Origin of the sequence: Pseudomonas ogarae (genome assembly GCF_014268695.2) — a bacterium.
Classification (GTDB): Bacteria; Pseudomonadota; Gammaproteobacteria; order Pseudomonadales; family Pseudomonadaceae; genus Aquipseudomonas; species Aquipseudomonas kilonensis.
The window spans coordinates 3,911,001-3,930,538 of the sequence record NZ_CP077086.1; the positions used below are offsets into that span (position 1 = coordinate 3,911,001).

Sequence of the window (19,538 nt, forward strand, 5' to 3'; positions counted from 1 at the left end):
AGCAGGCTCGCTCCCACAGGGGAAACGCGGTCCCACCAAGAACCAGGTCGGCTATCAGGCCGCCTCGTGGTGGACGTTGATCTCGGACGCCCCGTTAACCACGATGGCTGAACGCAGGTATTGCGCAGTGGGCATCCCGGCATGGATGCCGGGATAGCCGCGCTGGGCCATGGATGGCCCTTCGCGGCGGGCCCACGGAGCAATGCCGGAGTGAGGGCACACCGAGTCTAAGCGAGGTGCCGAGTGGTGGGGCAAGAGCGTTTTGCTTACTTTTGCGCTTCTCAAAAGTGAGCCGCTGTAAGAGCGGAACCATAAGCCGCCATTACCGAAAAAATGGATATTCACCCAACCTAACCCACATCAATCAACCCCGCTACCCGCGAAAACACCAACTCCATCTCAGGCTCACCGCAATCCACCCCGAACCGCTTGCGCAACCCCAGCTGGTTCAGAATCACATGCACATCCGCCACCAAATCATGCTGCCGCAAACACGCCTGAACGCACTGCAACGGACAACCATCCAACGCAATGATCCGCCGCCCCGACCGCGCCTTGTCAACCAGCGGCGCCACACCCCCACCCACCCCGACAATGCAGGACATCTCAGCCAGCCCCGCACGATCCAGCCGCAGGGCGACGGTGTTGGCCAGTTGCGCCACGTTGGAACAACCGGAACACGAATACACCAGAGGCAATAAACTCGGGGCTTTCATCAGACCGTCGCCAACCCCTTGCCCGCCCGCTCCAGATTGCGCCAAAGCCAGGGCGGCAGAACGTCCGGATCAAGACTGTCGATCAAATTCTTCAACGCCAGCCCCAACTCGGTATCCCCCTCGATCACCAACCGGCGACGGAAGAACAACGTGTCAGGATCCTCCTGCCGACTGGCCAACAACAGGAACTCGCGCCAGTTGCCGCTGATGGTGACCTGGGCCTCGGCCCGTTCGGCAATGCGCAATCCATCCCGCGCCAAGGTCAGGTACCAACACAACTTCAAGTCAGGCACGCGCAGGCACAACCAGCGCCCACGCAGCATCTCGAAACCACCGTCGCGCAACGGCTCGGCCAGGCAGCGATTGAGCGCCTGCTGCAACGCCAGTCGCTGCACCACGAACGGCACCTTGCCCACCAACGGCAGCAAGCGGTCGGCGCCTTTGAGCACCCACTTCTTCGGACTCAACACAGGCCCGCCTCCTCTACCTTCAACATGCCGGCATGGCCGTGCCAGTAACCATTGCAACCGTCCACGAACAGCGGGGGTGCCTCGCCCTGGCGAACCTTGTCGAAGGCCGTCACCACTTCGGCCATGCCTTGGGCACGCGGACTCAGGCGCAGCACATCGGCGCCGCAGGCCATCAACGCGTTGTAGTCGGCCAGCAGGTTCGTCACCTCGCCGGACATCGTCTGGATGCCGTTGAGGGTGAACAGCTGTTGGCCTTCCTGACTGCTCAGCGCCAGGCCGTCGGGGTAGTTGATGCAGCAGAACTGACAGTCGTCCTTGGGGCGATTTTCGGCTCGGGCGGTAAAGCAGCGGGCCGAGTACGCCAAGGGCAGATGACCGTAGGCGAAGATCTCCACCTCGGGCACCTCGCGGTCCATGTCCCGCACCTGCTCCAGCACATCGCCGATCAGTGCCGCCGAACATTCCACGGGCGGCACCCAACGGATCATGCCGCTGTCGAGCAATTGCCCCAGGGCGTGGCCGTTGTACAAGTTCAGCGCCGGGCCGCCAACGAAAGGCAGCTTGCGTTCGGCCATGAACTGCACCGCGCCCATGTCATTGGCTTCCACCAACAACTGGCCGTTGTCACACAGGCGTCGCAGCGAGGACAGCTCCGAGGCTGCTTCGATCAGCGTCAGGCTCGACAACACAATCTGTGCCTGGCTGCACGCTTGCAGCTCGCGCGCCAACCCCAGCCACTGATCCAGGGAGAACGCCCGGCGTTTCGAACACACGGTTTCCCCCAGGTAAATCACGTCCAGCGGCAATGCCGACATCTCGGCATAGAAATTCCCCAGTTGCGCTTTGTCCCAGTAAAACAGGACCGGTCCCAGGCTGAGTTTCATCTGGCCTCCCCTCATTGCCATGATCGATGGTAGGCACCCAGGGTGGTCTGGCTGCCTTCGGACAAGCCAGCCAGCACCTGGCGCCATTCTTCCTGCACCCGGAACCGTTGCGGCGCGGCCTTATGGGCATCCAGTGCGGCGCGCCAGACCCGGGTCACTTGTTCAACGTAGGCGGGGCTGCGTTGGCGACCTTCGATCTTCACCGCTTCGACGCCAATGGCTGCCAACTCCGGCAGCAGGTCGAGGGTGTCGAGGCTGGTGGGTTCTTCCAGCGCATGGAAGCGCTTGCCGCCGACCAGGAAGCGGCCTTTGCACAGGGTCGGATAACCGGCCGGTTCTTCGGGGGTGTAGCGGTCGATCAGCACCTCGCTCAGGCGTGCGCTAAGGCCCTGGGCATCCTCGCTCCAGCGCACCGCCTTGGCGGGCGAGCAGACGCCGCACAGGTTCGGCGATTCGCCGGTGATGTAGGAAGACAAGTGGCAACGGCCTTCGGCCATGATGCACAGGCTGCCGAAACCGAAGACTTCGATCGGCACCGGACTGCCCGCCGCCACCTGTCGCACCTGGGCCAGGGACAGTACCCGTGGCAGCACGGCGCGGCGGATGTCATAGCGCTGGGCGTAAAAAGCCAGGGCCGCGGCGTGGGTCGCCGAGCCTTGTACCGACAGGTGCAGCGCCAGTTTCGGATGGCGCTGGCTGGCGTAGCTGAGCACGCCGGGGTCGGCGGCAATCAGGGCATCCACGCCAAAATCGGCGGCACGGTCCACTGCCCGTTGCCAGCGCTCCCAACCCTTGGGCTGCGGGTAAGTGTTGACCGCCACGTACAGCTTGCGTTGGTGCTGACGGATGTGTGCGACAGCCGCGTCGAACTGCTTGTCGTCCATGTTCAGCCCGGCAAAATGCCGGGCGTTGGTGTCATCGCGAAAGCCGACATAGACGGCATCGGCGCCTTGGCGCACCGCCGCTTTGAGGGCAGGCAGATTCCCTGCCGGGCAAACCAGTTGCATGGGGCATCCTCATGAGAAAACTCAAGCGCCGCCAGTCTAGCCAGCCCTCGGCCGGCGACCTTGACGGCAATCAATTGCCGTCAATGCATCAGCTCGGCGAACGGCAGGTACAGCACCTTGTCGTGCTTGTGCAGTTGCGCCTCACACTCCACCACCGCCAGCCCATCGGCCCAGCACGCGGCCGTCAGCATTGCCGAACTTTGTTGAGGGTGCAGTTCCACACACAGGTGGCCGTTGGCATCCGGGACCAACCTGGCCCGCAGGTACTGCCGGCGCCGGTTGCGCTTGAGCCAGTCGAACCCGGCTGGCACCTGCAACGGCACAGGTAACACGTCGCCCATGCCCTGGGCCCGGAACAGGAACGGCCGCACGACGATCAGCGCGGTAATCAACGCCGCCGACGGGTTGCCCGGCAGCCCGATCCAAGGTTTGCCTTCCACATCGCCAAAGGCCAGGGGCTTGCCCGGCTGGATGGCCAGGCGCCAGAGGTCGACGCTGCCCAAGGCTTCGATGGCTTGCTTGAGGTGGTCTTCTTCACCCACCGAGACACCGCCCGAGGTGATCAGCACATCGCATTCGGCGGCGGCCAGGCGCAACGCTTGTCGACTGGCCAATAGCTGGTCGGGCATGACCCCGAAATCATGCACCTCGACACCCCAACCGCGCAACAGTGCGGCGAGGCTATGGCGATTGCTGTTGTAGATCTGTCCTGGCGCCAGCGGCTCGCCTGGCTCGCGCAGCTCATCGCCGCTGCTGAGCAAGCCCACTTGCAAGGGGCGATAAACGTCCACCTGGCCGATGCCGGCACCGGCGAGCAAACCTAATTCTTGGGCGCGCAAGCGCGTGCCGGCTTCGAGCAGCCGCTCTCCTCGACGCAACTCCTCGCCTTCCTTGCGAACATGGTCGCCGCCATTGACCGACGGCAACCAGACCCGCTCGCCATCGACGCGACAGCTTTCCTGCGGCACCACCGTGTCGGCCCCCGGTGGCAGCGGCGCGCCAGTAAAAATCCGCACGACCTGCCCGGCCTGCAACGGCTCGCCTGGCTCGTCACCGGCGGCGATCCGCCCGCCCAACAGCAGGTAGCCGCCGTCACCCGGCAGGTCAGCGGCCCGCAGGGCATAGCCGTCCATCGCGCTGTTGTCCCAGGCCGGCAGGTTCATCGGGCACACAATGTCAGTGGCCAGCACACGCGCCAGGGCCTGGTCCAGGCCAACCCGTTGCATGGGCGGTGGCGGCGGTGCCTGGTCGAGCAGATGACGGATCGCCTCATCCACCGGCATCAGCACGCCGCTGTCGCACACCCGGCCGCTCACGAGCGTGTCTCGCAAGCCGTCGGAGCGATGCCGTCCTGGGGCTTGAAGTGCGGGGTGAAATTGCACGGGCCGGTGCGGCTGTCCAATTGCCCGGCCAGGATCTGCTCCCAGCCGGTCCGGCACGCCCCCGGCGAACCCGGCAAGCAGCACACCAGCACCCCATTGCTCATGCCCGCCAAGGCGCGCGATTGCAGGGTGGACATGCCGATCTCCGCCAGCGACACCTGGCGGAACAACTCGCCGAAACCGTCGACGTGTTTGTCCAGCAGCGGCGCCACCGCTTGGGGGGTGTTGTCGCGCGGGGTGAACCCGGTGCCGCCGGTCATCAACACCACCTGCACCTTGGGGTCGGCGATCCATTGGGAGACCTGGGCGCGGATCTGGTAGATATCGTCCTTCACCAGCCCACGGTCGATGAGCACGTGTCCGGCCGTTTGCAGCAGGTCCGCCAGGGTTTGGCCTGAGGTGTCGGTGTCGAAGGTGCGGGTATCGCTGATGGTAAGGACCGCGATGTTCAGCGGTTGAAAGAGGCGTTGCGTCAGATGGGCCATGATCAGCCGTCCTGTCAGAAAAGATGGCCCAGCCTGAACCGCAATCGTTGCCGGGCCTATTCCTCCTTGGAGGTACCTCCCTTGGCGTCAGGGTGCCAGGCGGCAACGCTGCCAGGCGCCATCCTGCAGGCGGTAGTCTAGGCGATCGTGCAAACGGTCGGCGCGGCCCTGCCAGAACTCTATCCGTTCGGGCCGCAGGCAATAGCCTCCCCAATGGTCGGGGCGCCGCACGGGTTGATCGGCAAAGCGTTTTTCGGTTTGCGTCAGCAAGGACTCGAGCGCAGCCCTGTCCTCCAGTGGTCGGCTTTGTGGCGAGGCGCAGGCACCCAGGCGACTGGCGACGGAACGGGATTCGAAATAGGCATCCGACAACGCTGGATCGAGTTTGTCGACCGGCCCTTCGATGCGGACTTGCCGCTCCAGCCCCGGCCAGAAAAACGTCATGGCCGCCCAGGGGTTGGCCGCCAGGTTCTGGCCCTTGCCACTTTGGTAGTTGCCAAAAAAAGAGAAGCCCTCATCGCTGAACCCCTTGAGCAACAGGATCCGGCAATGCGGTCGACCCTGCTCGTCCACCGTCGCCAGGGCCATGCTGTTGGCTTCCACGGGTGGACTTTCGGTGTCGCGGGCCTGTTGCATCCAGAGCCTGAACAAAGCCATGGGGGCGTCGGGTGCCTGGGTTTCATCCAGGCCATCGAGGGTGTACTGGCGGCGCATTTTGGCCAGGGAAAGGGGCATGACGGTGATCTCCACGATGGATTTGGGCCAGTGTGGATTCTGCGGCGGTGGCGGGCCTTGATCGTTGTCAATGCCGGTTCTTGTGGTGAGTTGAAGGGTGCTACCGCGAGCAAGCTCGCTCCCACAGGTGATCTGCTGTGCTCACAAGATCCCTGTGGGAGCGAGCTTGCTCGCGATGAAGGCAACTCGGTCTAACGGATCAACGACTACTTAAGCCCCAACCGCCGCGCCAGCTTATGCAGATTGCTCGGGTCAACCTCCAACAACCGCGCCGCCCCCGCCCAGTTCTGCCCGCAGCGTTCCAGAGCCTTGAGGATCGCCTGTCGCTGGCAACCGTCGACAGCCTCGCTCAAGGGTTGCACGGGCGCATCCAACGCTTGCAGAGCCTGTTCCGGTAGCGCCTGCGCCGAAGCCGCGCTGGCGTTGACGTCAAGGTCCAGCACCTGCGGTTCCAGGGTCATGATCAGGCTGCGACTGGCGCCCCGGCTCAGTTGCTTCAACGCCGCGCGGCTGATGACGTGCTCCAGCTCCCGCACATTGCCGGGCCAGCTGTACGCCAGCAACGCCTGTTCGGCGGCCGGTGACAGGCGCAAGCCGCGCAAGCCCAGGCGCGTGCGGTTCAGTTCGAGAAAGTGCCCGGCCAGCATCAACACATCGTGGCCGCGCTCGCGCAGCGGCGGGATCGGCACTGGGTAGACCGAAAGCCGGTGGTACAGGTCGGCGCGAAACAGCCCGTCGCGAATGCTGTCGGGCAAGTGCCGGTTGGTGGCGGCGATGATCCGCACATCGACGTGCAGCGGCTTGTCCGCCCCCAAGCGCTGAATCTCGCCGTTCTGCAGGGTGCGCAGCAACTTGGCCTGCACGCTTAGCGGCAACTCGCCGACCTCATCGAGAAACAGCGTGCCGCCATTGGCCGCATCGAAGCGCCCGGCGCGGTCGGCGGTCGCCCCGGAAAACGCGCCTTTGACGTGGCCGAACAACTCGCTTTCGGCCAGGGACTCCGGCAACGCCGCGCAGTTGACCTGGACCAGCGGCTTGTGACCGCGCCGGGACAGGCGATGCAGCCGCCGGGCGAACAGCTCCTTACCGACGCCGGTTTCGCCCAGCAATAGCACCGGCAGTTCGGAATCCGCCAGCACATCCAGCTCGTTGAGCAACTGCTGCAACCCCTCGCTGCGCCCGAGGATCTCGCCCTCTTCGGCGGGCAGCCGCAGATCGGTCTGGTCGCTGCGCGACGCCCGCAAGCTGCGGTTTTCCTGCTCAAGGCGGGTGACCCGCACAGCGGCCTCGATCTGCAACGTACAGCGCTTGAGTTCCTCGCGAGCGCGGCTGTCAAAGGTGCCGGCGTGCAACGCATCCAGGGTGATCGCCCCCCAGAGCCGGCCTTCCACGTACAGGCTCACGCCCATGCAGTCATGCACCGGCAGTGGCTCGCCGACGTGGTTGTCGAGCAAGCCGTCATAAGGATCCGGCAAACGGCTGTCCGGCTCGAACCAGGTGGGTTCGCGCGACGCCATGATCGCCGCCAGGCGCGGGTGCTGGGCGATCACGAAGCGCCGTCCCAGCGCCTCGTGGACCAGGCCCACGGTGGCCACGGGCCTGAGACTGTCATCGTCCAGGCGCAGCAGCCCCACGGCGCCACTGTTGAAGTATTCGCGCAGGGTCTGCACCAGGCGCTGCAATCGCACCGCATTGGGCAGCTCGACGATCAGGTCGGCGGCCAGGCTTTCACGCAGCATGGTAGTGATGACCCTCCAGGGTTCGTTTGACCCTTCACAATCAGGGTGACAATCACCCTGGCAAAAATTTAATGCTTTGTTTTCAATCAGTTGAATCTGGCACGTCGGCTGCAACGACAGCGTTCATCTGTCCCTGCCGGGATTCAACCCAAGGAAACATGATGAGCCTCGATCTGCTGGAACAAAGCCTCGGCCAACTGGCCTGCGACATTCCCGGTGCAACCCGTACCTTCCATCATTACAACCTCGACTTCTGCTGCGGCGGGCGAAAATCCTTGCGCGAAGCCGCGCTGGGCAAAGGCCTGAACCCGCTGCTGATCGCCGACGCCCTGCGCACCCTGCAAGCCGCCGGGGAGCTGGGCCATGACTGGCGCGACGAGCCCCAGGCGACCTTGATTGCCCACATCCTGGAGCGCTATCACGCGCGCCATCGCGAACAGCTGCCGGAACTGATCCGTCTGGCCCGGCGCGTCGAGCAGGTCCACGGTGCACGCCCCAGTTGCCCCAACGGCCTGGCCGATCACCTGCAGGACATGTATCAGGAACTCGAAGGCCACATGCTCAAGGAAGAACAGGTACTGTTCCCGATGCTGCAACAGGGCCTGGGCGAACGGGCCTCGGCGCCGATCCAGGTGCTGCGCTACGAACACGACCAGCACGGTGAAGCCCTGGAAACCATGCTCACCCTGACCGACCAGATCACCCCGCCCTCCGACGCCTGCAACACCTGGCGCGCCCTCTATCGCGGGTTGGTGGAGTTTCGTGATGACCTGATGCAGCACATCCACCTGGAAAACAATGTGTTGTTCATCAATGCGATGAAGCCTGCTCACTAACTCTCAAACATTGCCCATTACTTCTGTGTTACTCCTGTGGGAGCAAGCTTTGCTCCCACAGGCATTTGCAGCTCTCATTTGCACATTTGCAGCTCTAATTTGCCGCCCTCATCCGCAGCTCAAAACTGCCAATAGAACATCGCCTTGGCCAACACCACGATCAGCACCATGTGCCCCAGGATACTGCGGCGCAACCAGCAGGCGCGGCTGGGCGTCAGGCGACCGCTCTTGAGCCAGTACGCCAGCCACAAATAGTGACCGATGATGCTCAGCGCCAGCAGGATCTTCAGGCTCAGCAGCAGGCCGAAGCTGTTGCTAAACGGCTGGCTCAATGCGCCGCGATGCTGCCAGGCCAGGGCCAGGCCGGCGCCGTACAGCACCAGCACGACGCCGTGCAGCACGTGCCGCGAGCGCTGGGCGATGGCCTGGTCGGCAGCGTCCTTGACGCCTTGGGCCAAGGGCCGACGGGCGTTATGCCAGATGAAGACCTCGAAAAACAGCGTGCCAATGAAAGCGATGGCCGCCAACAGGTGGGTAACCAGCAAGACCCCGTACATTATCGATCCCCTCTGCCCCACCGACTCATCCCGGATGCCCATCCACCCGGGCCTTGAGCAGCATCGGCCCATAGCGCCAGGCGTATAGACCGAACGCCAGTGTCCAGCACAGCGCCGCCAGCCACAGCCCGGCCAACGGCAACAGCAGCACCAACAGCACGCGGCTCAGGCACGCCAGGTTCAGCAGGATGAACGCCAGGGTCATGCCCGCTGGTGGCTCAAGGGGGCGCCCGGTATGGCCCAGGCTGACACGGGCAACCATCGCCAGGATCAATCCGGCCATCGCGCCGATGGTCAGGCTGTGCACCGCCAGGCTCGGGTTCACCGGCACACCGAAGTGCCACAGCGCCATGCCCAGGCAGGCCACCGCCAGCCAGGCGTAGGCCAGGTGCAACGACCACAACAGCGGCACCCGCCACAAATCCCGATCATGCCAACGCACCAGTCGAATCCCGTGGCCCACCGCCAACGCGGCGAACAACAGGCCGACCCAGACGCTGGCCACCAGCGCCGGACCGAAGGCATACAGCAACGCCACCAGCGCCGACCCTGCCAGCAACAGGCGATCAAGCCACGGCCAAGGGGCAACGCCCTCGACCCTACCAAGGCCGCGCTGGGTAAAAAATGGAATCACGCGCCCGCCGATCAACCCCATCATTGCCGCCACCAGCCACAGGCCGGTGAGCACGCTCTGGCGTTGCAAGCCCTCGTTGTGCTGCACCAGGCCGTACACGGATAACCCATCGGCGGCGGCCAACAGCAGCAATACCAGCACAATCGGGTAATTGCGCTTCTGCCGCACACGCCACAACGTCACACCCATCAACGCCGCGACCGCCAGGGCAAAACCCAGCTCCAGCAGCGTCAGCAATGGCCAGGGCGCATCCACCAGCCAGGCCAACCGCGCGCCCAGCCACAACGATGCCAGGGTTGCCAGCCGCTTGCCGCTGAGGCCCGGGGTTCCGGTCCAGGTTTGCACTGCCGTCAGCAGGAACCCGGCGATGATCGCCAGGCCGAAACCGAACAACAGTTCATGCCGGTGCCAGGCCAACCAGCCGCCGGCCGGCTGCCAGGCTGACAAGCGCCCGGTAAACGCCGCGAGCCAAAAGGGAATGGCCAGCAGCGCCAACACACAACCGGCCAGAAAGAATGGCCGAAACGCCAGGCGCCACAGCGGCGCGATGGCCATGGCCTTGCGACGGTCAAGCACTTGCATACATCACTCCTTTTGCCTCGCTGAACCGCCAGCGAGGTACAACAAACCAGGGTTCGAATGATCGGCTATCGACGCCGGCGGGCCTTGTCTCAGATCAAGCCAGCTCATCGGCAACCTCCCGTCTCGAACAGGTACTTGCAAGGGGCTTGCCGAACTGGATCAAGCCTCCCGACAAAACACCTCTGCCCCCTGTGGGAGCGAGCTTGCTCGCGATGGCGGTGGGTCAGGTGGCATTGATGTTGGGTGTGCTACCGTCATCGCGAGCAAGCTCGCTCCCACAAGGACTATAGCCATAAAGGGTATTTATGACCCTTTCATGGTTGTTTTAACCCTTCCAGACCAGGGTCATTTTCACCCACCTCATCTTCAACACCCCACAAATCAACGCCCGCAGGCATGGCCCGTCTCTTGCTCAGGCACGGCATCACCTTTCTTGTCGGGGTCATCCATGAAATCCGTCGTTCTGCCGCTTACCTGGTTCGTCTTGCTCTCCTGCGTCGTGGCGCTTGCCAGCGGCCTGTCCCTGAGCCTGGTCTGACCCCGATCACCTCTTTCGCCCTTACAAGGATTCCATGCCATGGTGCTCCACCGCGTCCATCACCAGATTCTGCGCAGCCATCACCTGTTCGAGCCCTTGAACGAAGAAGAGCTCAACGAATTGATGAGCAACAGCCAACTGCTGAACATCGACAAGGGCGATCCGCTGTTCCGCCAGGGAGAACCGGCGCAGGCGTTTTACTTCGTGATTTCCGGCGCGGTGAAAATCTATCGGCTGACCCCGGACGGCCAGGAAAAAGTCTTCGAGGTGATCGGCGAGCGCCAGACCTTCGCCGAAGCCATGATGCTGATGGACACACCCAACTACGTCGCGTCCGCCGAAGCCGTCGGCCCGACCCAGGTGTACCGGCTGTCCAACGCCACCTACATGCGTCTGCTGCAAAGCAACAGCCGGCTGACCTTCGCCCTGCTCGGCAAGCTCTGTGTGCGCCTGCACCAACGGGTCAACGAGATTGAAACCCTGTCGCTGAAGAACGCCACTCACCGCGTGGTGCGCTACCTCTTGACGCAACTGGTGCGCCTGCAAACCGTGGACAGCCAGTTCGAACTGCCGATGGCCAAGCAGTTGATCGCCGGGCACTTGTCGATCCAGCCGGAAACCTTCTCGCGGATCATCCGGCGCCTGATCGATGAAAAAATCATCACCCAGGACGGTCGCCAGATCGCCATTCTCGATCGCCTGCGCCTGGAGCAATTCGAATGAGCGCGCAGCCCACTTGCCTGTATTGCCAACAGACCCAACCCGTTGATGCAACCGAATGCCGCCAGTGCGGCATGCCCCTGCCGGCCGAGGCGGCGCTGGCCGGCGAGCGCAGGCTGCGGCGCTTCACCTGGTTCTGTGTCGGCTTGACGATCTTCTGCATCGTCATGTTCTTCTGGCTGCCTCGCAGCATCGTCTGAACCCCTCAATCCTGAGTCAACTGCCGGTACAACTGCGGTAAACGCAGCGGCAGTTGCTCGGGCTGGCGAATCAAGGTGTAGCCATTGGCCCCGAACATGTACGGCAGGTAATCCCCCGCTTCGCGATCAATGGTAATGCAGAACGGCGTCAGCCCTTGGCGCCGGGCTTCCAGCACTGCCTGGCGGGTGTCTTCCACACCGTAGCGTCCTTCGTAAAGATCCAGGTCATTGGGCTTGCCGTCACTGAGCAGCAACAACAATTTGCGCCGCCGCTTGCAACCCGCCAACCGTTGCGTAGCCTGGCGAATCGCCGCGCCCATGCGCGTGTAGTAACCGGGCTTGAGGCCCTGGATGCGTCCGCGGGTGTGATCGTCGTAGCGCTGGTTGAAGGCCTTGAGCTCATGCATGCGCACCTGCTGGCGGCGCAGGGAAGAGAACCCATACAAGGCGAAATCATCCCCCAGCACCGACAGGGTTTCGCCGAACAGCAACAGGCTGTCACGGATCACGTCGATCACCCGGTGCTCGTCGTTGAGGTGGGCATCGGTGGACATCGACAGGTCGGCCAGCAGCAGGCAAGCCAGGTCGCGGCGCGTCTGGCGCTGGTCCATGAACAGTCCGCGTTCGCTGCACTGCCCGTGCTGGCGCTCGACATGAAAATCCAGCCAGGCTTGCAGGTCCAGTTCCGAGCCTTGGGTTTGCTGGCGCAACCATTGGCGATCGTTGCGCAAGTGTTCGAACTGGCGACGCAAGCGCTGGGCCGAGCTCCGCAGGCGTGCGGGCAACGGTTGAGGCGGGCAATCGCGAGGGGTGAAGGTTTGCAGGCTGACGAAGTCGTCCTGCAATCGTTGCTTGCGGTAATCCCATTCCGGCAACAGGATGCCTGCGCCCAACGGGATGTCATCCACATCGGCCGGCGGCAGGTCCAGGTGCAGTTTCAAACCACCACCCTTGCGCAAGCGGGTGCGCGACAGGGTCAATTGGTCCAGGTCTTCGGCGACGCGGGCAGCGTCCGGGTCTTCGCTGTCATCCGCCCAGCGATCCAGGTCCACGTGCTCGGTCCAGCTGAACAGGTTTTCCAGGCGCACGATCAGCAGCCCACCGTCACGGGTGGTGTCGTCGATTCGCTCGGCGCGCTTGCGCCCGCCCTGCTGCTCACCGGGCGGCGTCGCCAGGTATTGCTCGGACTCCTCAAGGTTGGCGGCCTGGGGATTGGCCAGGTGTTGGGGTGGGTATAACCACAGCGGCAACGGCCAGGCCGCCCGCTCGCTGCGTGGAAAATGTTCGACACTGCCCGGTTCGCGCAAGGCATGGCACAACGCCCGCTCCAGGGCGGCTTCGGCCGGGTTGAGCGTGGCCGGATCGGGGCGCAGGGCCAGGTGCGCGTCCACCAGCCGCCGGTAGCGCGGGCGCAGCGCCGGGTAGCGCTTCAATACCGCCAGGGTCCAGCGCTGATTGTCCCGCCCCCAGTGCTTCATCGGCCCCGACTGCGCGGCCAGCAACGCGAGCCAGCGATACAGCTCTTCGTTGAGCCCGACATCAGGGAACGTCGCCAGGCTCGCCGGCAGCCGCAGATTGTCGCCATCGCAACAGGCCAGGGGCACTTGCTTGCAGGTGCCGGCGATCTGCTGCAACAGGTTGCGACGCAGCAACAGGTCGCGGTCGCTGACCGCTTCCACCCCCAGGTGAGGCGCACCGCCAGTGGCGCGAAACAGCACCTGCAACGCGCGTTGCCGGGGTACCAGTTCGACCCGGGCCTCAGGAAAATCGGCACTGGCCCGGCGGGTGATGAAACGGTGCCAGACACTGCCGACCCATTCTTCCAGCTCCAGGGTGAATGCCATGGTTACTCTCCTATCAACCCATTGCAGTGAAGAGACTGGCTCATACTGCTTTTGTGGCGAGGGAGCTTGCTCCCGCTTGGGTGCGAAGCGCCCATCAAAAAGGGTCTGCTGCGCAGCCCAGCGGGAGCAAGCTCCCTCGCCACAAAAGCTCCCTCGCCACAGTCTCAGTGGCGATGATTTACGAAGGCACCACCGCCGCCGGTGCGCGCAGGGCCGCACGGCCACGTTGACGGAAGCTGAACAGGTAGCAGAGCAACCCGGCCAGGAACCCGACGCCGCTGACCAGTCGCGCCCAGAACAGCGGCTTCAAGTGATCCATCGTGGCCATGAATGGCAAGGCACTGCCATCCGTCATCCAGCGCTGCAACCACACCTGGACGACACCGGCTGCGGTGAGGAACAAGGTGATCATCACCATCGACAAGGTCATCAACCAGAAGCCCCATATCTCCAGGCGCTGCGAACGCTCGTCCGCCGCTTCACCCAAGCCCCGCAAGCGTGGCATGGCGTAGCTGATCAGCGTCATCACGATCATTGCGTAGGCACCGTAGAAGGCCAGGTGACCATGGGCCGCGGTCAGTTGCGAACCGTGGGTGTAGTAGTTGACCGGTGCCAGGGTGTGCAGGAAACCCCAGACGCCCGCGCCGAAGAACGCGGTGACCGTGGTGCCCTTGGCCCACAAGGTAGCGGCGCGGTTCGGGTGGTGCCGACGACGGTTTTTCACCATGCTGAAGGCGAAGACCACCATCGCCAGGAACGGCAGCGGTTCCAGTGCCGAGAAGATCGAGCCTACCCACAACCAGACCTCAGGCGCGCCGATCCAGAAGAAGTGGTGGCCGGTGCCGATGATCCCGGTGATCAATGCCATGGCGATAATCACGTAGAGCCACTTCTCGACCACTTCACGGTCCACACCGGTGATCTTGATCAGGACGAAGGCGAGCATCGAACCCATGATCAGTTCCCAGACGCCTTCCACCCAAAGATGCACCACCCACCACCAGTAGTACTTGTCGCGAGCGAGGTTTTCCGGGTTGTAGAAGGAGAACAGGAAGAACACTGCCAGGCCGATCAGGCCGGTCATCATCACCATACTGACCGTGGTCTTGCGACCTTTGAGCAGGGTCATGCCGATGTTATAGAGGAACCCCAGGCACACCACCACGATACCCATCTTGGTGATGGTCGGCTGCTCCAGGAACTCGCGACCCATGGTCGGTAGCAAGTCGTTGCCGGTGAATTTCGCCAGCGTCGCATAAGGCACCGAGAGGTAGCCCAGGATCGTTGCCACGCCTGCGGCGGCGAACACCCAGAACAACACGAGCGCCAGTTTCGGGCTGTGCAGTTCGCGGTCGGCCTCCTCCGGTATCAGGTAATACGCCGCGCCCATGAAGCCAAACAGCAGCCAGACGATCAGCAGGTTGGTGTGGACCATGCGGGCCACGTTGAAAGGGATCAGCGGGAACAGGAAGTCGCCGACCACGTATTGCAGGCCCATGATCAAACCGAACAACACCTGCCCCAGAAACAGCATCAGGGCAAACACGAAGTAGGGTTTGGCGACGGCCTGCGAGGCGAATTTCAGATGCGGATTAGCCATGCTCATCTCTCAGCCCTCCTTGTTTGGCGGCCAGCCATTGGTATTGATTTTCGAGCTCCATTTGAGGAACTCGGCGATGTCGTCGACTTCCTGCTCGCTCAGGTTGAACTGCGGCATGGCCCGACGACCCGGAACGTTCAGCGGCTGCATTTTCATCCAGGCCTGCAGGAACGGCTTGAAGGCTTCATCGCCACCGCGACGGTTGACCACGTTGCCCAGCTCCGGCGCAAAGTACGCGCCCTCGCCCAGCAGGGTATGGCAGCCGATGCAGTTGTTGCGCTCCCAGACGCCCTTGCCGCGTATCACCGATTCCGTCAATTGCGCCTGGTTGCTGCGTTCCGGAAAGGTCTGTTCCGTGTGGTAGGTCAGGGCCAGGAATATCAGGAAAAAGAAGATGCTTCCCCCGAAATAAATATTCCTGGCCATGCCTTTGGTGAAGGTATCTGACATGGTCACTTCCTCATTGCTTGGCGTGTTCATTCTAGGAAGCAAGGGGTCGGAAACCGCTTGATGGCGATCAAGAATCTCCGATGGTTTTGGTGGGTTGTTGCAAGGACACCGCGATGATGGAGAGCAGCTTTTGTGGCGAGGGAGCTTGCTCCCGCTGGGGCGCGAAGCGGCCCTAAATCCCACTGACGCGATGTATCAGACGGATTGAGCTGTTGCTATTGGGGCTGCTGCGCAGCCCAGCGGGAGCAAGCTCCCTCGCCACAGGGGGGGGGGGTGTCGGGATTCAGAGCGCGAACGAGATTGCAATCGCAAGCAGCGCCGCCCAGCTCAACACCAACCGCCGCCACAACCGCGGCGCGTGGCGCAGCTCCATGAAGCCGTCGGCGATCAGCCAGGCCTTGGTCACCGCAACCACCAGGATGGCGATGGACACCACCCCGGTAGCCGCGATCTGGCCCAGGGCGACGGTACCGGTGCTCAGCACCGCCAGCGTCATCCAGCAGACGATCAAGACACGGGAAGCCGACATGAGCACCTCCGCTCAATCAAGGATGTAGACCACCGGGAACAGCAGCACCCAGACCAGATCGACCATGTGCCAATACAGCACGCCGGACTCCAACCCACTGTTGCACTGCGCCCCATAACGACGCCGCCGACAACCCTCGGCCAGCCAGGCGAGGATCACCATGCCCAGCAGCACATGCAGGAAGTGGAACGCGGTGAGGATCCAGTACAAGGTGAAGAACGTGTTGTGCTCCATGCCCAAGCCGTTCGCCAACAGATGGGCGTACTCCGTGAGCTTGATCCCCACATAGCCGCAGGCGAGCAACAAGGCCACCCACAACAACAGTGCGCCTCGACGCGGCCGGTCCTGCCTGACTTGCTCCTGGGCCAGGGCGGCGAACAGGCCAGCGGTCAGCAGACTGAGGGTCATCGCCAGGCCCGTGGAGCGGTCCAGCAATTGCCGGCCTTCGCTGAAAGTCTGCGGATGCAACGCCTGGGCAACGGTGAACGCCAGGATCAACAGCGCGAACACCGACAGCTCGGCGAGGATGAAAAACCACATCGCCAGGTCCCCGGGCAAACGTCGGGGCACTGCAACGGCTTCAGCCAAAGTGGACATCGACCACATCCATCAACGCGGAGACAGTCTGCGGATCGTCACTCAATGGCTCGGCCAGGCACGCCAGACAGGCTTGGCGCGGGTCCATGCCGGAGCCGATCATGCGCGCCGCGAAGATAAGCAGGCGCGTAGAGGCGACTTCCTCCAGGTCATGCTGATCGAGCCGGCGCAGCGCCTGCCCCAACCGCACCACCTGGGCCGCCAGGGCCAGATCAACCCCTGCCTCGCGGGCGACGATGCGTTCTTCATCGGCCACCGCCGGATAGCCAAAGCGCATCGCCACGAAACGCTGGCGCGTGCTGGGCTTCATGCCCTTGAGCAGGTTCTGGTAACCGGGGTTGTACGACACCACCAGCATGAAGGACGGCGGCGCCTGCAGTACTTCGCCGGTGCGTTCCAGGTACAACTGCCGACGATCATCGGCCAGCGGGTGCAACACCACGGCCGTGTCCTGGCGCGCTTCGACCACCTCATCCAGATAACAGATGCCGCCCTCGCGCACCGCCCGGGTCAAGGGCCCGTCCTGCCACCAGGTGCCCTGGGCGCCGATCAAGTGACGGCCCACCAGGTCGGCCGCGCTCAAGTCATCGTGGCAGGCCACGGTGTACAGCGGCAGTTTCAGGCGGTGGGCCATGTGCTGGACGAAGCGGGTCTTGCCGCAACCGGTGGGGCCTTTGATCAGTACCGGCATGCCGTGATGCCAGGCCTGTTCGAACAGCGCCTGCTCGTTGTCCTGGGGTTGATAAAAGGGTTCGTCGGGGTGCTGCAAAGTGTGGATAGCGTTCATGGCAAGGCCTGATCAGACAACACGATTGCAGGCCACGCTACGGTGCCCTGCGACAACCTGGCAAGGGCTGCGGCCGGCAAACTTGATCGCCGTCAAGCGGCTAACCACCGCCTCGGGCATAGCCTTGCACCGCACCAAGAACCTGCGCGCCGAACGTCAATTACAGCGCAGCGCGGGTCACGCCTGAGGAGAAATGGAATGCTGATCAGCCACAAAAAATCGTGGGCCCTGCGGGTCACGGCGCTGTGTACAGCGCTGGCCGCCCCCCACGCCTTCGCCGACCAAACCGCTGCGCCGGAACAACCCCGCGTGGTCAAGACCGAAGGCGCGCCCGACCTGAGCCAGGCCGACTTCGACTCGGCCAAGGAAATCTACTTCCAGCGCTGCGCCGGTTGCCACGGTGTGCTTCGCAAAGGCGCCACCGGCAAGCCGCTGACACCCGACATCACCCAATCGCGCGGCCAGGCCTACCTGGAGGCGCTGATCACCTACGGCTCGGCCGCCGGCATGCCGAACTGGGGCACCTCCAATGCCCTGACCAAAGACCAGATCACGGTGATGGCCAAGTTCATCCAGCACACCCCACCGACCCCACCGGAATGGGGCATGGCCGAAACCCGCAAGACCTGGAAAGTGCTGGTCAAACCCGAAGACCGGCCGACCAGGCAGATCAGCACCCTCAACCTGCAGAACCTGTTCTCGGTGACCCTGCGCGACGACGGCAAGATTGCCCTGATCGACGGCGACAGCAAGAAGATCGTCAAGCTGATCGACACCGGTTATGCGGTGCACATCTCGCGCATCTCGGCCTCGGGTCGCTACCTGCTGGTAATCGGCCGGGACGCCAAGATCGACATGATCGACCTGTGGCCGAAAGAGCCGACCAAGGTCGCGGAAATCAAGGTGGGTATCGAGGCCCGCTCGGTGGAAACCTCCAAGTTCAAGGGCTACGAAGACAAGTACACCATCGCCGGTTCCTACTGGCCGCCGCAGTTCACCATCATGGACGGCGAGACCCTGGAGCCCAAGCAGATCGTCTCGACCCGCGGCATGACCGTCGACACCCAGCAATACCATCCCGAGCCTCGGGTCGCGGCCATCATCGCGTCCCACGAATGGCCGGAGTTCATCGTCAACGTCAAGGAAACCGGCAAGGTGATGCTGGTCAACTACCAGGACATCAAGAACCTCACCATCACCAGCATCGACGCCGCACCGTTCCTGCATGACGGCGGTTGGGACAGCAGCCATCGCTACTTCATGACGGCCGCCAACAACTCCAACAAAGTCGCGGTGATCGACTCCAAGGAACGCAAGCTCACTGCCCTGGTGGACGTTGGCAAGACCCCGCACCCGGGACGCGGCGCCAACTTCAATCACCCCCTCTACGGACCGGTCTGGGCCACCAGCCACTTGGGCGATGCCGGGGTTTCGCTGATCGGCACCGACCCGGTCAAACACCCGCAATACGCCTGGAAACAGGTCAGCACGCTCCAGGGCCAAGGTGGCGGCTCGCTGTTCATCAAGACTCATCCCCAGTCTCGCCACCTGTATGTCGACACCACCCTCAGCCCTGACGCCAAGCTCAGCCAGTCGGTGGCGGTGTTCAACATCGACAAGCTCGACGCCGGCTACACCGTGCTGCCGATTGCCGAGTACGCCGGTATCAAGAAAGGCGCGCTGCGTGTGGTGCAACCGGAATACAACAAGGCCGGCGACGAGGTCTGGTTCTCGGTCTGGAGTGGCCAGGAAGACGAGTCGGCGCTGGTGGTGATCGACGACAAGACCCTCAAGGTCAAGAACGTGATCAAGGACAAGCGCCTGATCACACCTACCGGGAAATTCAACGTCTACAACACCCAACACGACATCTATTGAGCCCCATCAATAAGAGGAAAAACCATGAAGCCTATTCTGATTGCCTTGGCCTTGACTGCCGCCTACAGCCTGCCGGCGTTGGCACAAGACGGCCCGACGTTGTTCAAGAGCAAGCCCTGCGCGGCCTGCCACTCCATCGACACCAAGGTGGTTGGCCCGGCCCTCAAGGAGGTCGCGGCGAAAAACGCCGGCGTCGCCGGAGCACAGGATTTACTCGCCAAGCACATCAAGGAAGGTACGCAAGGCAACTGGGGACCGATGCCGATGCCGGCCAACCCGGTGACGGAAGAGGAAGCCAAGATCCTGGCTGCGTGGGTCTTGACCCTTAAATAACCACCCAGGAGGGAGGCTTTCAAGAATACCTGTGG

22 protein-coding genes are annotated in these 19,538 nt (G+C 63.2%); 5 read left to right on the top strand and 17 right to left on the bottom strand.

The window, feature by feature from the left end:
- Window positions 1–54 precede the first annotated feature (54 nt).
- The 9 genes from HU749_RS16995 to norR all read right to left on the bottom strand — a co-directional run bounded on the left by HU749_RS16995 (window position 55) and on the right by norR (window position 7,418).
- Complete coding sequence (locus HU749_RS16995; protein ID WP_172436136.1) at window positions 55–222, bottom strand: nucleoid-structuring protein H-NS; 168 nt, start codon at window positions 220–222, stop codon at window positions 55–57.
- Window positions 223–350: 128 nt separating this feature from the next.
- The gene (locus HU749_RS17000) at window positions 351–716 is read right to left on the bottom strand and encodes a putative zinc-binding protein (RefSeq protein WP_095961910.1); all 366 of its coding nucleotides are present in this window, start codon (window positions 714–716) and stop codon (window positions 351–353) included.
- Window positions 716–1,186 (bottom strand): ubiquinone anaerobic biosynthesis accessory factor UbiT, encoded by a 471-nt coding sequence (gene ubiT / locus HU749_RS17005; RefSeq protein WP_079303978.1) that lies wholly within the window; start codon window positions 1,184–1,186, stop codon window positions 716–718. Before ubiT ends, HU749_RS17000 begins: the two co-directional genes overlap by 1 nt.
- Entirely contained in the window at window positions 1,180–2,070 is an 891-nt protein-coding gene (locus HU749_RS17010) for a U32 family peptidase (protein ID WP_003202470.1), read from the bottom strand. Before HU749_RS17010 ends, ubiT begins: the two co-directional genes overlap by 7 nt.
- An 11-nt stretch (window positions 2,071–2,081) precedes the next feature.
- Window positions 2,082–3,077: a ubiquinone anaerobic biosynthesis protein UbiU gene (gene ubiU, locus HU749_RS17015; RefSeq protein ID WP_095961911.1), complete on the bottom strand. Its 996-nt coding sequence runs from the start codon at window positions 3,075–3,077 to the stop codon at window positions 2,082–2,084.
- Between the two features lie 80 nt (window positions 3,078–3,157).
- Window positions 3,158–4,393 (bottom strand): molybdopterin molybdotransferase MoeA, encoded by a 1,236-nt coding sequence (locus HU749_RS17020; RefSeq protein ID WP_095961912.1) that lies wholly within the window; start codon window positions 4,391–4,393, stop codon window positions 3,158–3,160.
- Window positions 4,390–4,944 carry a molybdenum cofactor biosynthesis protein B gene (gene moaB, locus HU749_RS17025; protein ID WP_095961913.1) on the bottom strand — a complete coding sequence of 185 codons (555 nt, stop codon included), beginning with the start codon at window positions 4,942–4,944 and terminating at the stop codon, window positions 4,390–4,392. Before moaB ends, HU749_RS17020 begins: the two co-directional genes overlap by 4 nt.
- An 87-nt stretch (window positions 4,945–5,031) precedes the next feature.
- On the bottom strand, window positions 5,032–5,679 hold the full coding sequence (pdxH, locus tag HU749_RS17030) for a pyridoxamine 5'-phosphate oxidase (RefSeq protein WP_079303973.1): 648 nt from the start codon (window positions 5,677–5,679) through the stop codon (window positions 5,032–5,034).
- Between the two features lie 206 nt (window positions 5,680–5,885).
- Window positions 5,886–7,418: a nitric oxide reductase transcriptional regulator NorR gene (gene norR, locus HU749_RS17035; RefSeq protein WP_014339167.1), complete on the bottom strand. Its 1,533-nt coding sequence runs from the start codon at window positions 7,416–7,418 to the stop codon at window positions 5,886–5,888.
- 161 nt (window positions 7,419–7,579) lie between these two features.
- On the opposite strand from norR, the gene ytfE reads away from it, so the two are divergent.
- Window positions 7,580–8,254, top strand: a complete 675-nt coding sequence (gene ytfE / locus HU749_RS17040) for an iron-sulfur cluster repair protein YtfE (RefSeq protein ID WP_095961915.1) — start codon at window positions 7,580–7,582, stop codon at window positions 8,252–8,254.
- A gap of 119 nt (window positions 8,255–8,373) precedes the next feature.
- On the opposite strand, the gene HU749_RS17045 is transcribed toward ytfE, so the two are convergent.
- Window positions 8,374–8,811, bottom strand: coding sequence for a hypothetical protein (locus HU749_RS17045; RefSeq protein WP_095961916.1), 438 nt, complete (start codon window positions 8,809–8,811; stop codon window positions 8,374–8,376).
- 25 nt (window positions 8,812–8,836) lie between these two features.
- Window positions 8,837–10,027: an NnrS family protein gene (locus HU749_RS17050; RefSeq protein ID WP_095961917.1), complete on the bottom strand. Its 1,191-nt coding sequence runs from the start codon at window positions 10,025–10,027 to the stop codon at window positions 8,837–8,839.
- Between the two features lie 577 nt (window positions 10,028–10,604).
- Between HU749_RS17050 and HU749_RS17055 the strand changes: the two genes are divergently transcribed.
- Both HU749_RS17055 and HU749_RS17060 read left to right on the top strand, forming a co-directional pair.
- Window positions 10,605–11,288 (top strand): Crp/Fnr family transcriptional regulator, encoded by a 684-nt coding sequence (locus HU749_RS17055; protein WP_046065833.1) that lies wholly within the window; start codon window positions 10,605–10,607, stop codon window positions 11,286–11,288.
- Window positions 11,285–11,485, top strand: a complete 201-nt coding sequence (locus HU749_RS17060) for a hypothetical protein (protein ID WP_057452135.1) — start codon at window positions 11,285–11,287, stop codon at window positions 11,483–11,485. The genes HU749_RS17055 and HU749_RS17060 overlap by 4 nt, the downstream gene beginning before the upstream one ends.
- A 5-nt stretch (window positions 11,486–11,490) precedes the next feature.
- Here HU749_RS17060 and HU749_RS17065 read toward each other — a convergent pair whose 3' ends face one another.
- From HU749_RS17065 to HU749_RS17090, 6 genes are all read right to left on the bottom strand, one after another.
- Window positions 11,491–13,329, bottom strand: a complete 1,839-nt coding sequence (locus HU749_RS17065; protein ID WP_095961918.1) for a nitric oxide reductase activation protein NorD — start codon at window positions 13,327–13,329, stop codon at window positions 11,491–11,493.
- Window positions 13,330–13,507: 178 nt separating this feature from the next.
- Window positions 13,508–14,935, bottom strand: a complete 1,428-nt coding sequence (locus HU749_RS17070) for a cbb3-type cytochrome c oxidase subunit I (RefSeq protein ID WP_079304768.1) — start codon at window positions 14,933–14,935, stop codon at window positions 13,508–13,510.
- A 3-nt stretch (window positions 14,936–14,938) separates the two neighbouring features.
- On the bottom strand, window positions 14,939–15,379 hold the full coding sequence (locus HU749_RS17075) for a c-type cytochrome (RefSeq protein WP_003202495.1): 441 nt from the start codon (window positions 15,377–15,379) through the stop codon (window positions 14,939–14,941).
- A gap of 283 nt (window positions 15,380–15,662) precedes the next feature.
- Window positions 15,663–15,908, bottom strand: coding sequence for a cytochrome C oxidase subunit IV family protein (locus HU749_RS17080; protein ID WP_079304770.1), 246 nt, complete (start codon window positions 15,906–15,908; stop codon window positions 15,663–15,665).
- Between the two features lie 12 nt (window positions 15,909–15,920).
- Window positions 15,921–16,505, bottom strand: coding sequence for a cytochrome c oxidase subunit 3 family protein (locus HU749_RS17085; protein WP_046065829.1), 585 nt, complete (start codon window positions 16,503–16,505; stop codon window positions 15,921–15,923).
- Window positions 16,489–17,292, bottom strand: a complete 804-nt coding sequence (locus tag HU749_RS17090) for a CbbQ/NirQ/NorQ/GpvN family protein (protein ID WP_079304772.1) — start codon at window positions 17,290–17,292, stop codon at window positions 16,489–16,491. Before HU749_RS17090 ends, HU749_RS17085 begins: the two co-directional genes overlap by 17 nt.
- A gap of 198 nt (window positions 17,293–17,490) precedes the next feature.
- Here HU749_RS17090 and HU749_RS17095 point away from each other — a divergent pair, with 198 nt between their 5' ends.
- Together HU749_RS17095 and HU749_RS17100 are read left to right on the top strand one after the other, a co-directional pair.
- Window positions 17,491–19,170, top strand: a complete 1,680-nt coding sequence (locus tag HU749_RS17095) for a cytochrome D1 domain-containing protein (RefSeq protein WP_079304774.1) — start codon at window positions 17,491–17,493, stop codon at window positions 19,168–19,170.
- Between the two features lie 24 nt (window positions 19,171–19,194).
- Window positions 19,195–19,503 carry a c-type cytochrome gene (locus HU749_RS17100; protein ID WP_014339157.1) on the top strand — a complete coding sequence of 103 codons (309 nt, stop codon included), beginning with the start codon at window positions 19,195–19,197 and terminating at the stop codon, window positions 19,501–19,503.
- The last annotated feature ends 35 nt before the right edge of the window (window positions 19,504–19,538 follow it).